Origin of the sequence: Streptomyces qinglanensis (assembly GCF_900111245.1) — a bacterium.
GTDB classification, from domain to species: Bacteria; Actinomycetota; Actinomycetes; order Streptomycetales; family Streptomycetaceae; genus Streptomyces; species Streptomyces qinglanensis.
Map to the genome: position 1 here is coordinate 113,221 of NZ_FOGO01000006.1, position 12,726 is coordinate 125,946.

Genomic DNA, 12,726 nt, shown 5'->3' on the forward strand with positions numbered 1-12,726 from the left:
GAACGGAACCACCATGGAAGATCTCGCATTCGACGGCACCGCTCCGCTCGCCCGGTGGTGGCCGCGGCTCGAGCCGGGTCGCACCGACACGGCGGAGTCGGACGGAAGGGCGGACACCCGCCCCGCGCCCGGCGGGGACGGCCTCCCGGACGATCTCACCGAGCTGGCCTTCACCGCGCACAGCGCCGTGCTGCACACGCACGCGGCACTGCAGAACCTGCTCGTCGACCACGCCTCGCGCGGGACCCGCCGGTACCGGGCGCACCCCGGTGCCCCCGAGGGCGGCGGCGGGAGTGCGGTCGCGGCCGTGCACGCCGCCGGTGAGAGCACCGGCACCATGGCGGACGAGGCCACCGGGCAGGTGACCGCGTCTCTCGTCTGGCGCCGCAGTCCGCCGCACCGGACCGAGGGGCTCCGCACCCGCCGGGACCGCACAGCCGCCGGGTCCGGCTGGTCGGTCCTGCTCGACGGGCACCTCCTGGCAGCGGCCCGGCACGACGGACCCGGGAGGCAGGGCCAGGAGACCGCGGCCCCCCGGCGGAGTGCCGCGATCCGGCAGCCCTTGTGGCGCCCCGCACGCCACGACCTCGCACGCGGCGACCTCGACACGCTCGCCTCCGGAGGAGTCGGCCACGTGTTCGGTGGTGACGGAGCCGACGAGCGGTCCCTCCCGGCAGGGGCTTTCGACGCCATCGGTTTCGAGCTGCTCGACGAAGTGGCGCTCTGCGCCGCGACGGTGGCCACCGGCTCCGTCCCGTCGGCGTCCCCCGGAAGCCGGTCGTGGTGCGAGATCGTCCGCGCGGGCTGGCAGCTTCTGCTGGCCCGGGCCCTGCACGACGGACTGCATCTGTGCCTGCCCGGTCCCTGGGCCCGCCCCACCCCGGACGCCCCGGTGGCGGTGCGCCTGCGCGACACCGGACGGCTGGGCAACCGGCTGGTCCTGCGGGCCGCGCTCACCGCCTCGGGACTGGTGCCCCGCCCCTACGTGAGGGCGGACATCGACGTGGCGGACGCCGACGGCCCGCTCGGGCGGCTGGAAGGCGTCTCGGTCTCGCTCCAGGAGGCGCCCGGTGCCTCCGTCACTCCCGGAAGCAGCGGCTCGGCACGCCGGTCGAGCCGCGGTGAGCCCGTGTACGCGAACGAACTGCACATGGCCCATGCGGCCGAGGGGGACCTGTCCGTCACCTACGGGCCCGCCGCGCGCACCTCCGCGGCCGCGGTACGGCCACGGCTGCCTCGCGGTGATCTGCTGATGCTGGATCGCCTGGTGACCGCTCCCGGCACCGCTTCCGCACCGGAGTCGGCCTACGTCACCGAGTACGACGTCCCACCGGACCCGTGGTACGTGCGGCAGAACGCGGGGGTCTTCCCCTGGTTCGCCCGGCTGGAGATCGCTCTGCAGGCAGCCGGGTTCGTCGGCGCCTCGCTCGGCAGCAGCCTGGAGCATCCCGGCGAGAACCTCACCGTCCGCAATCTGGAAGGGCACGCGGAACTGCTGAACCCGATGCCGCTCGGCGGCCGGACGGTCCGGCAGCACACGACACTGCTGTCCCACACCCCGCTGCCCGGCGCGCTGCTCCAGCGCTCCGCATTCGAACTCTCCGTGGCGGGCGAGGTCGTCCAACGCGGCGGTACGGTCCACGGGTTCTTCACCGAACCCGCGCTCGCCCGGCAGCAGGGGCTCGACGGCGGCCGCCACCTACCGCCCTGGATCCTGGCGCAGCCGGAGGCGTCGGCAGCCGCGGACCGGTTCCGTCCGGCAGACGCGGCCGCCTCCCCGGAACACCGCCTGGGGTTCCTCGGCGAGGCCGACTGCCTCAGCCTCCCGAACGGCGGCCGGTACCGACGGGGATATCTGCTGGCGACCCGGGAGATCAGCGAGGAGGACTGGTTCTTCGGCCGGCACTTCCTCGACGACCCGGTCATGCCCGGGTCCTGCGGTGTCGAGCTGCTCTTCCAGGCGCTCCGCGTGCACTTGGCCCGCAGTGCGGTCCTCTCCCCCGACGCGGCGCACGCGCTCGTCCCCGTGTGCGGACACGCGCTCGACTGGACCTACCGGGGGCAGATCCTGCCCCACCACCGGCAACTCCGGGCCGAAATCCAGATCAGCGAGCTGCACGGGCACCGCGGGAGGCTGCTCGCGGTGGCCGACGGCAGCGTCTGGCGCGACGGACTGCGCATCTACGAGGTGAAAGGCATCGCCTTGACGACCCCTGACGACGCTCCCGACCGGAGGATCCGATGACCGCGGTGCGCTTCGGCCGCGAGGAGGTGCGCGAAGTCCTGGCCGACCTGGCCCGGCCGTGTTTCATCGTCCGTGCCGCCGGAAGGGTGGGAGCGGCCGACCGGCATCCCGGACCCGCCGCGGACACCGAACTCCTCGCCGTCGCCCCACCGGTCGCCGCTCCGCGGCTGGGCTCGGCGGCGTTCCTGCGGCGCCACGGGCTGCGGGCTCCCTACATGGCCGGGTCGATGGCGGGCGGGATCTCCTCGGTGGAGTTCGTGACCGCCCTGGCCCGGCACGGCTGCCTCGCCTCGTTCGGAGCGGCCGGACTGCCGCTGGAGCGGGTCGAGCGAGCCGTCCAGGAGCTGCGGCACCGGCTCCCGCGAGCACCGTGGGCGTGCAACCTCATCCACGACCCGGCGCGGCCGCGTACCGAGAGGGAGACCGTGGACCTGTACCTCAGGCACGGTGTCACCCGTGTCGAGGCGTCCGCGTTCCTGGAGCCCACCGTCGATCTGGTGCGCTACCGCGCCACCGGGCTGCGCCGCGGCCGGGACGGGAAGACGGTGGCCGACCACCGGATCGTCGCCAAGGTGTCCCAGGCGGCGACCGCCGCGTTCTTCCTCCGCCCGGCCCCGGAGGAGCTGCTCACGCGGCTGCGCCGGCAGGGTGTCCTGACGGCCGAGCAGGCACGGCTCGCGGGAACGGTGGCGCTCGCCGACGACATCACGGTCGAAGCCGACTCGGCCGGGCACACCGATCGCCGCCCGCTGGTCACACAGGTTCCCCTGCTGCTGTCCCTGCGGGACGCCGAGGCCCTCGGCGACCGGCCCGGGGGAGCTGTCGGGATCGGCGCGGCCGGCGGGATCGGCACCCCGCGGGGCGCGTTCGCCGCGTTCGCCATGGGGGCCGACTACGTGGTCACCGGTTCGGTCAACCAGTCGTGTGCCGAGGCCGACACCTCCCCGGCGGCCAAGGCGCTCCTGTCCCAGGCCACCATCGCGGACTGCGCCATGGCACCGGCGGCCGACATGTTCGAGATGGGGATCGACGTCCAGGTCCTCAAGCGCGGCACGCTGTTCCCGGGGCGGGCGGCATGGCTCTACCGGCTCTACCGCGACCACGCGGGTCTCGACGACCTCGGTGCCGCGGACCGCGCCCGGCTGGAGCGGGAACTCTTCCACCGGCCGCTGGAGGACATGTGGCCGGAGGTCGCCGCCTACCTCGGCAGCAGGGATCCCGAGACCGCGGAACGCGCGCGTGAGGACCCGCGGCTGCGCATGGCCCTGGTCTTCCGCTGGTACCTGGGGCTGTCCTCGCGGTGGGCGGTGAGCGGTGAGACCGGCCGGCAGGGCGACTTCCAGATCTGGTGCGGGCCCGCGATGGGGGCCTTCAACGCGTGGGTCGCGGGAACTCCCTGGAGCACACCGGAGAACCGGCGGGTGGCACAGGTGGCCGAGGCTCTCCTGACGGGGGCCGCCTACCACAGCCGCCTGGCCCAGTTGCGGCTGGCCGGGATCCGGCTGCCTCCCTGGTGCGGCGAATACCCCGCCCACGCCGCGGCGGCGAGGCCGACGGCCCCGGACGCCCCGAGCGCACCGTGAATCCCGGGCCGCGGTTCGGGGACCGGGTGGCCCGGGAACTGCTGGGGCCCTCGTTGGCGCGGGTCCTGGCGGAAGCGGGAGTCGACAGCACCTGCGGGGCGCTGCTGCCGGTGCCGGGGGTCTTCTCGGGGCGCGCCCTGATCTCGGTGCCGGTGGGCGGGCCCGAGGCGGTACCGGCGGCCGTCGCCCGTGCCGAGGAGGCGTCCGGCGCATGGGGCACCTGCCCTGCCCGCAGGCGCCTGGGGTGGGTGGCCCGCTTCGGGCGGGCCGTGGCGGAGCGGCGCGCGGCGCTGGCTGCGGTTCTGCCCCAGAGTTCGGGCCTGGGGCCCGAGGACGCCCGGATCGAGTACGAGGACGCCTCCCGGACCGTGCGGGCCTGCGCGCGGGCCGCCTTCCTCCGGCCGCGCGCCGCTCCGGGGAAGCCGCACGGTGCTCCCCTCCGGCCGGCTGACCGGCCCGCTGTCGTGTTCTCCGGTGTCGACGAGGCGCGACCGCTGGCGTCGCTCCTGGAGGGAGCCCTGCCCGCGCTGCTGAGCGGCATCGCGGTGGTGACCTGTCTCGACCGCCGGAGCGCCGTCCCCGCGCTGGCAGCGGTCGCGGCGGCGCGCGGGGCCGGACTGCCGCGCCACGTATGGCAACTGCTGGTCCACGGTCCGGACCGGGAGGACGGGGTGGTCCTGCGCTCGGTACTGGCCGAACACACGCAGGGCCCGGCCCTCCAGTGCTGCCGGCATCCGCTGCCCCGGCAGGGCCGAGCACCCGGGCTGCTCGTGCTGCGCCGGGACGGGAACGTACGGGCGGCCGCGCGAGGGGCCCTGGCGGCGTGTTTCGGGAGAGCGGGACGCCGGTGCTCGGCCACTCCGGTGGTGGCGGTGGACCGCGGACTTGTGCCCGCGTTCCTCGCGGATCTGGGGATGCGGCTGATCTCCTTCGAGCCGGCGGCCGCACTGCCGGAGCCCGGCCAGGAGGAGCGGCTCCTGTCCTGGGCGCGCGGTCTGGCCGAGGACGGCGGACGGGTCCTGTGGCGGGGTCCGCCGGGCGGTACGGGGCACGCCTGCACGCCGCAGCCGCTCGTCCTGCTGGCCCCCGAACATGCCAGGGCCGTGCCGCCCGGCCCGCCGCCCGGCCCGGTGGCGGTGGTCGTCCCCTTCTCCTCCTGGGCGGACGCCTTGGGCCTCATGCGGCACGGGGGCCCGCATCTGAGTGTCTACACGCGCGCCTCTCCCCGCCGGCTGTGGCCCCAGTTCGCCGGTCTCCCGGCCGCTCGCATCAGCCTCAACCGCCCGCCGGAGGCGGGCCTGCCTCCGGCACTGTCCCTGGACGCGCTCCGCTCGGCATGAGCAGGCCGCTTCTGCGAGGTGTCCGATGACGCCCGGGGTCCCGCGGCACCGCGACCGCGGCCCAGACGGCACCCGGCGGCCAGGCGCGGCGGGTGAGCTGCTGGTGCTGCCGTACACGGGGGAACCGCCGGCCGGACATGTCTGGCAGGAGCGGCGGATTCCGGGGGAACATGGCGCCATGCAGAGTGATCTCTTCGCGACGAAGAACATGGCGCAGCCCAGCCCGGCGGCAGGGATGGAGCTGCAGAACGACAAGTGCGTGAAGTACACCGTGAACGGGGAGTGCTACGCGCGGCAGGGCGCGATGGTGGCGTTCCGGGGGAACCTGAAGTTCGAGAAGAAGGGCCAGGGGGTCGGCAACTTCCTCAAGCGCCAGGTCACCGGCGAGGGGCTGGCTCTGATGTCGGTCAGCGGACAGGGCGAGGCGTGGTTCGCGCACGAGGCGGAGAACTGCTTCATCATCGACATAGCGCCCGGCGACTCGCTCACCGTCAACGGCCGCAACGTGCTGGTCTTCGACGCCGGTCTGCACTACGAGATCGGCGTGGTCAGGGGCGCGGGAATGGCCGGTGGCGGGCTGTTCAACAGCGTCTTCTCGGGCCAGGGGCGGCTCGGCGTCATCTGCGAGGGCACGCCGATCGTCATTCCTGTCTCGCAGCAGGCGCCGGTGTTCGTGGACACCGACGCGGTGGTGGGCTGGAGCGCCCAGTTGCACACCTCGCTGCACCGCTCGCAGAGCTTCGGCTCGATGATCCGGGGCGGTTCGGGCGAGGCGGTGCAGCTCCGGCTGGACGGTGAGGGCTTCGTCATCGTGCGTCCCAGCGAGAAGCAGCCGGCCACCGCGGGCAACTGACGTGTGACGGGTAGCGGGCGGGGCCGGTGCGCACCCCGCCCGCCGGGAGGGCGGCCCCGCTCAGACGGCGGCCAGCCCTCCCTCGCGGCTGAGTTCGCGGCGGGCCCGGGTGAAGGGGCGGGGGCGGTTGGCTGCGAGAACCGCGGTGGTGGCCCCGTCGCGTTCGTAGCGGGCGAGGAAGCTGCGGTCCTCCGGCGAGCCCTCCACCACCCGCACGGTGTCGCCGGCGCCCCTGGTGCCCGCGAGCTGGAGGCGGATGCCGTACTGGTCCGACCAGAAGTACGGCACGGCCGGGTAGGTCTCCACCGTGGTCCCGGCCAGCAGGTTGCGCACCGCGACGGCGGGGGCTTCCATGGCGCTGGTCCAGTGCTCGGCCCGGTGCCCGGCGCGACGGGCCACGTCGCCCACGGCCACCACGCCCGGCACCGGAGTGGTACCGCCCGCGTCGCACACCACTCCGTCGTCCAGCACCAGCCCGGATCCCTCCAGCCAGCCGGTGGCGGGCTGGACGCCGATGCCGACGACGACCACGTCGGCGGGCAGGAACCTGCCGTCGGCCAGCTCCACCCAGCCGACCCGGCCGCGCCCGTCGTCGGCCGCGGCCGACCGCCCCGGCTCGGAGTGCAGCGCGCGCACGCCGGTCCCGGTGAGCAGGGTGACCCCGTGGTCGGTGTGCAGGTCGGCGCAGAACGCGGCCATCTCCGCGCCGAGCTGGGGCAGCAGCGGCTGCGCGGCGGCCTCGACGACGGTGACACTGTGCCCGAGGGTGGCGCACGAGGAGGCGACCTCGGCCCCGATGAAGCCGGCTCCGATGACGACGACCCGTACCTGTCCCCGGCTCAGCTCCTCGCGGAGTGCGGCGGCGTCGTCCAGGGTGCGCAGGGTGTGCACCCCCGCCAGCGGCTCGCCCGGCAGGGTGCGCGGGGCCGCCCCGGTGGCCAGGACGACCCCGTCGGTGGACAGCCTGCGGCCGTCCGCGAGGGCGACGGTGCGGGAGGGCGGGTCCAGGCCCTCGGCGCGGGTGCCCAGCAGCCAGTCGGCGTCCAGTTCGGCGATCTCCTCGGCGTCGGCGAGCGAGAGGCGGTCGGCGGTCAGCGCCCCGGTCAGGAACTCCTTGGAGAGCGGCGGGCGGTCGTAGGGGCGGTGGTGCTCCTCGCCCACGATCACCAGTCGGCCGTCGTAGCCCTGCGAACGCAGGGCCAGTGCGGCGTGGAGTCCTGCCAGGGACGCGCCGATCACGGTGATGGTCCTCATGCGGCACTCCCTTGTCCGGCTGCTGCGGTGTGCGGTGCGGTTGCGGGAACGGGCTGGGCGGACTCGACATGTACCCACACGGTGCCGTCCAGCACGCTCACCGGATGGGTGCGCACGGCCTTGCGGGCCGGGAGGCAGGTGGGACGGCCGGTGCGCAGGTCGAATGAAGCTGCGTGCAGCGGGCATTCGACCAGACAGCCCTCGAGCCAGCCTTCGGCCAGGGACGCGTCCTGGTGGGTGCAGGTGTCGTCGATGGCGTAGAGCTCGCCGTCGGCGTTGAAGACGGCGATGGGAGGTTCGAGGTCGAGACGGACGGACTCACCTGCGGGCAGGTCCTCAAGCCGACAGACGGGTATCACTGTGATTCACCTCGCGAGCACGTTCGAGTAGACAGGTTCGACCGATCCCGGTACGGCAGGTCCGGGGAGGTGCGGGGCAGACGCTTCGCTACTATCCGAGTTCCGTATCGCGCACGATGGAGCGTGATGCGCAACAGAATCCAAGCGGGGAGGCTTCACGTCAAGCACTCGCCGACGCCCTCCGGGAAGAACGGCGCGCGTCCGCGCACCGGCACCCGGGAACCACAACCAGGCCAGCAGGCGGTGACGTTGAGCAGATGAGTGGAAAAGCGGAGGACACCGGGACCGGTAAGCAGTCCAGAGGCGCGGCTGCCTCGGTCCAGTCGGTCGACCGCGCGGTGAGCGTGCTGGAGATCCTGGCCCGGCACGGCGACGCGGGAGTGACGGAGATCGCGGAGGAGCTGGGGGTCCACAAGTCGACAGCGTTCCGGCTGCTCGGCGTCCTGGAGGCCAGGGGCCTGGTCTCCCAGGAGCAGGAACGCGGCAAGTACTACCTGGGCCCGGGTGTGCTGCGGCTGGCCGGGGCCGCGGCCTCCCGGCTGGACATCTCGCAGGAGGGCGCACCGGTCTGCCGCGAGCTGGCCGAGGAGGCCGGGGAGACGGCGAACATCGCGGTGCTGGACGACGACGCGGCGGTCAACATCATGCAGGCCCGCGGCTCGTCGTCGGTCACCGCGCAGAACTGGCTGGGCAGACGCACCCCCCTGCACGCCACCTCCAGCGGCAAGGCGCTGCTGGCGCACCAGCCCAAGTCGGTGCAGGAGAGCGTGCTCTCGCGCAAGCTGCCGCGGCTGACGGAGTCGACCGTGGTCTCTCCGGCGGAGCTGCGCGCGGAGCTCAAGGCGGTGGTCACGTCCGGTTTCGCGACGGCGCGGGACGAGCTGGAGCTCGGCCTGCACGCGGTGGCGGCGCCGGTACGCGCCCACGACGGCAAGGTGATCGGCGCGATCAGCGTCTCCGGACCGTCCTACCGGCTGGAGGAGGAGCAGCTCCAGGAGGTCGCCAAGCGCACCATGGCGGCGGCGCAGGACCTCTCCCGGCGGATGGGCTACGCCTACTGACCGACGGCGGGAACGGCGGCCCGGGCGGCGCCGCACCGCGCGCGAGAAGGAGCAATTTCTGACGGCCTGTCAGCCATGACAGCGCCCCGACCTCCCACAACTGCGGGTCCGGCACCGGCCGGGCCCGCAGTGCATTGTTCTGACACCTCGTCACCAACAGCTGATCCACATCTCTTGACGGGCGAGGTCCGGCGTTCTCACTATGTCTCCCATAGCGCAACCAGTCGTGCACTACGCAACAACTGCGAGGTCTGGGAATGCCACACGAGGTCCGCGCTGTCATCGCGATGAAGAAGGACGCCCCGGTCGAGGTGCAGCCGGTCCTGGTACCGGATCCCGGCCCTGGCGAAGTCCTCGTCTCGATCCAGGCATGCGGTGTCTGCCACACCGATCTGCACTACCGGGAGGGCGCCGTCGACGACGACGGCTTCCCCTTCCTGCTGGGCCACGAGGCCGCGGGCGTCGTCGAAGCGACGGGCCCCGGCGTCACCGACCTGCGCCCCGGCGACTTCGTCGTCCTCGCCTGGCGCGCACCGTGCGGAAGCTGCCGCTCCTGCCGCAAGGGGCGGCCCTGGTACTGCTTCGACTCGCGCAACGCCCGGCAGCCGATGACGCTGCTGGACGGTACTCCGCTGACCCCCGCGCTCGGCATCGGCGCGTTCGCCGACAAGACGCTGGTCGACGCGGGCCAGGCCGTCAAGGTCGACCCGGCCGCACGCCCCGAGGCAGCCGGCCTCATCGGCTGCGGAGTGATGGCCGGCTGGGGAGCCGCCGTGCACACCGGAGGTGTGGCACACGGCGACACCGTGGCCGTCATCGGCTGCGGCGGAGTGGGCAACGCGGCCGTCGCGGCCGCCTCGCTGGCCGGGGCACGCCGCGTCATCGCCGTCGACATCGACGACAGCAAACTGGACACGGCCACCCGGTTCGGTGCCACCCACAGCGTCAACTCGCGCGGCACCGACCCCGTCGCGGCCGTCCGCGAACTGACCGGCGGCCACGGGGCGGATCTCGTCGTCGAGGCCGTCGGCCGCCCGGAGACCTATCTGCAGGGGTTCGCCATGCGGGACCTGGCGGGTGTGCTCGTCCTGGCCGGAGTCCCCGCTCCGGACGTGACGATCGAACTCCCGTTCCAGGAGCTCTTCTCGCGGGGCGGCGCCCTCACCTCGTCCTGGTACGGGGACTGCCTGCCCAGCCGGGACTTCCCCGTCCTGATCGACCTCTATCTCAGCGGCAAGCTCGACCTGGGCGCCTTCGTCACCGAGACGATCGCGCTGGACGAGGTCGAGGTCGCCTTCGAACGGATGCAGCGCGGCAAGGTGCTGCGATCGGTGGTGGTCCTGTGAACACTCCCGCCCCGGAGCCCGCCCGCGGGTCTCCCTCCACCCCCTCCACCCCCTCCACCTCCTCCGCCCCGGTCTCCGGTCCGCAGGCCGGCTCCCGGACCGCCCGCGTCGTCATCGTCGGCGCCGGAATCGTCGGCTGCTCACTGGCCGACGAGTTGACGGCACGCGGCTGGCGCGACGTCACCGTGCTCGAACAGGGGCCGCTGGCCTCCCCGGGCGGCTCCACCTCGCACGCACCCGGCCTGGTGTTCCGCACCAGCCCCTCGCGGACCCTCACCCACTACGCGCGCTACACCGTGGAGAAGTTCACCGGACTGCACCGGGCCGGGCGCCCCTGCTTCCTGCCGGTGGGCGGGCTGGAGGTGGCCACCACCGAGGCCCGGCGGCTGGACCTGTACCGCAAGGCCGGACTCGCGGCCGCCTGGGGCGTGGAGGGCGAACTGGTCGGCCCCGCGCGGTGCGCCGAGCTCTTCCCGATGCTCGACCCCGGCTCCGTACTCGGCGGCTTCCACACCCCCGGTGACGGGCTGGCCCGCGCCGTGGACGCCTGCCAGGCGCAGATCGAGCGCGCCTCGCGGCGCGGGGCCCGCTTCCTGGAACGGCACACGGTCACCGGCATCGAACGGGCGGACGGCAGGGTCGCCGGCGTCGTCACCGACCGCGGCACCTTCCCGGCCGACCATGTGGTCTCGGCGGCCGGATTCTGGGGCCCGGTGATCGGCGCGATGGCCGGAGTGGAGGTACCGCTGCTGCCGCTCGCCCACCAGTACGCCACCACGGCCCCGCTGCCGGAGCTGACCGGCGCCGGGACCGGCGGCGACGAGGCCGTGCGGCCGATCCTGCGCCACCAGGACCACGATCTGTACTACCGCGAGCACCTCGACCCGGCGGGCGGACCCGGCCGGATCGGCATCGGCACCTACGCACACCGTCCGCTGCCCGTCGACCCGTATGCGGTGCTGCCCTACGACCAGGCACCCGAGATGCCGTCCTCGCTGCCCTTCACCGCGGAGGACTTCGCCCCGAGCTGGACGGAGACCGGACGGCTGCTGCCCGGTCTGGCGGCCTCCCGGGTGGACAAGGGCTTCAACGGCGTCTTCTCCTTCACCCCGGACGGCATGCCGCTGCTGGGCGAGTCCGGCGCGGTGCGCGGCTTCTGGTTCGCCGAGGCCGTCTGGGTCACGCACTCCGCGGGTGCCGCGCGCGCCGTCGCCGAACTGATGACCGACGGCCGCACCACGGTCGACGCCCACGAGTGCGACCCGCACCGCTTCGAACGGGCCCAGCGCTCGCCCGCTCATGTGCGCGAGCGCGGCGAGCGCAGCTTCGTCGAGGTGTACGACGTGATCCACCCGCTCCAGCCGCCCGCCACGGGCCGTCCCCTGCGCACCAGCCCCTTCTATCCGCGGCAGCAGGAACTGGGCGCCCGCTTCCTGGAGTCGGGCGGCTGGGAGCGCCCGCACTGGTACGAGGCCAACGCCCCGCTGGTGGAGCAGCTCGGCCTGCGGCCGCCCGAGCGCGACCCGTGGTCGGCACGGCACTGGTCGCCGATCGCCGCGGCCGAGGCGAAGCTGACCCGCGAGCGGGTCGCGCTCTACGACATGACGCCGCTGCGGCGGCTGGAGGTCACCGGGCCCGGCTCGCTCCCCTTCCTGCAGCGGATGACCAGCAACAACCTCAAGAAGCGCCCGGGGTCGGTCACCTACACGCTGCTGCTCGACGAGAGCGGCGGCATCCGCAGCGACCTGACGGCCGCGCGGCTGGGGCCCGAGCGCTGGCAGCTCGGCGCCAACACCCCGGCCGACCTGGACTGGCTCGTCCGGCACGCGCCCGACGACGTCCACATCCGGGACATCACCTCCGGCACCTGCTGCATCGGGGTGTGGGGCCCGCTCGCCCGGGAGCTGGTGCAGCCGCTGACCCCCGCCGACTTCTCCCACGAGGCGTTCGGCTACTTCAAGGCGCGCGAGACCTACGTGGGCCACGTCCCGGTGACGGCACTGCGGGTGAGCTACGTGGGCGAGCTGGGCTGGGAGCTGTACGCGGACGCCGATGTCGGACTGCGGCTGTGGGACACCCTCTGGGAGGCCGGGCAGCAGCTCGGCGTCGCCGCCGCGGGCCGCAGCGCCTTCAACAGCCTGCGGCTGGAGAAGGGGTACCGCGCCTGGGGCGCCGACATGACCGCCGAGCACACCCCCGAGGAGGCCGGTGTCGGCTTCGCCGTACGCCCCGCCAAGGGCGACTTCCTCGGGCGGGACGCGCTGGCCGCGCGGAGCGCACCGGAGCGGAAGCTGGTGTGCCTCACCCTGGACGATCCGGCCGCGGTCGTCCTGGGCAGCGAGCCGGTCCATGTCGACGGGGTCGTGGACGGATATGTGACCAGCGCATCGTACGGCTACAGCGTGGGGCGCTGCGTCGCCTACGCCTGGCTGCCGGCCCGCACCGCCGTGCCGGGCACCTCCGTCGCCGTCGAGTACTTCGGCGACAAGGTCGCGGCGACGGTCGCCGCCGAGCCCCTGTTCGATCCCGAGATGGCCCGGATCCGCCGCTAGTCCCCGGTCCCGGCCGCCCCCGCACCGAGGGCTCCGTCCCTCCCGTCCCGGCCGCCGCTCCGCTCCCCCGTTCGTCCGCGCCGCGGGCGAGGCATGCCTCGTGCCGGGTGCGGTGGCGGCGCCGGGAGGCCGG

9 protein-coding genes are annotated in these 12,726 nt (G+C 73.8%); 7 read left to right on the forward strand and 2 right to left on the reverse strand.

What is annotated here, in order from left to right:
• Positions 1-13 precede the first annotated feature (13 nt).
• The 4 genes from BMX65_RS14845 (at position 14) to BMX65_RS14860 (ending at position 6,021) form a co-directional block, all read left to right on the forward strand.
• Positions 14-2,245, forward strand: a complete 2,232-nt coding sequence (locus BMX65_RS14845; protein ID WP_079171898.1) for a hotdog family protein — start codon at positions 14-16, stop codon at positions 2,243-2,245.
• Complete coding sequence (locus BMX65_RS14850) at positions 2,242-3,828, forward strand: PfaD family polyunsaturated fatty acid/polyketide biosynthesis protein (protein ID WP_075000752.1); 1,587 nt, start codon at positions 2,242-2,244, stop codon at positions 3,826-3,828. The genes BMX65_RS14845 and BMX65_RS14850 overlap by 4 nt, the downstream gene beginning before the upstream one ends.
• Positions 3,825-5,168: an aldehyde dehydrogenase family protein gene (locus tag BMX65_RS14855; RefSeq protein ID WP_075000927.1), complete on the forward strand. Its 1,344-nt coding sequence runs from the start codon at positions 3,825-3,827 to the stop codon at positions 5,166-5,168. Before BMX65_RS14850 ends, BMX65_RS14855 begins: the two co-directional genes overlap by 4 nt.
• 178 nt (positions 5,169-5,346) lie before the next feature.
• Positions 5,347-6,021 carry an AIM24 family protein gene (locus BMX65_RS14860; RefSeq protein WP_075000928.1) on the forward strand — a complete coding sequence of 225 codons (675 nt, stop codon included), beginning with the start codon at positions 5,347-5,349 and terminating at the stop codon, positions 6,019-6,021.
• Positions 6,022-6,081: 60 nt separating this feature from the next.
• On the opposite strand, the gene BMX65_RS14865 is transcribed toward BMX65_RS14860, so the two are convergent.
• Together BMX65_RS14865 and BMX65_RS14870 are read right to left on the reverse strand one after the other, a co-directional pair.
• Positions 6,082-7,275 carry an NAD(P)/FAD-dependent oxidoreductase gene (locus BMX65_RS14865; RefSeq protein ID WP_075000753.1) on the reverse strand — a complete coding sequence of 398 codons (1,194 nt, stop codon included), beginning with the start codon at positions 7,273-7,275 and terminating at the stop codon, positions 6,082-6,084.
• Positions 7,272-7,634 carry a bifunctional 3-phenylpropionate/cinnamic acid dioxygenase ferredoxin subunit gene (locus BMX65_RS14870; RefSeq protein WP_019356368.1) on the reverse strand — a complete coding sequence of 121 codons (363 nt, stop codon included), beginning with the start codon at positions 7,632-7,634 and terminating at the stop codon, positions 7,272-7,274. The genes BMX65_RS14865 and BMX65_RS14870 overlap by 4 nt, the downstream gene beginning before the upstream one ends.
• A gap of 257 nt (positions 7,635-7,891) precedes the next feature.
• Between BMX65_RS14870 and BMX65_RS14875 the strand changes: the two genes are divergently transcribed.
• The 3 genes from BMX65_RS14875 (at position 7,892) to BMX65_RS14885 (ending at position 12,593) form a co-directional block, all read left to right on the forward strand.
• Positions 7,892-8,695 carry an IclR family transcriptional regulator gene (locus tag BMX65_RS14875; RefSeq protein ID WP_075000754.1) on the forward strand — a complete coding sequence of 268 codons (804 nt, stop codon included), beginning with the start codon at positions 7,892-7,894 and terminating at the stop codon, positions 8,693-8,695.
• Between the two features lie 257 nt (positions 8,696-8,952).
• Positions 8,953-10,041 carry an S-(hydroxymethyl)mycothiol dehydrogenase gene (locus tag BMX65_RS14880; RefSeq protein ID WP_075000755.1) on the forward strand — a complete coding sequence of 363 codons (1,089 nt, stop codon included), beginning with the start codon at positions 8,953-8,955 and terminating at the stop codon, positions 10,039-10,041.
• Positions 10,038-12,593, forward strand: a complete 2,556-nt coding sequence (locus tag BMX65_RS14885; RefSeq protein ID WP_425315512.1) for a GcvT family protein — start codon at positions 10,038-10,040, stop codon at positions 12,591-12,593. The genes BMX65_RS14880 and BMX65_RS14885 overlap by 4 nt, the downstream gene beginning before the upstream one ends.
• Positions 12,594-12,726 lie beyond the last annotated feature (133 nt).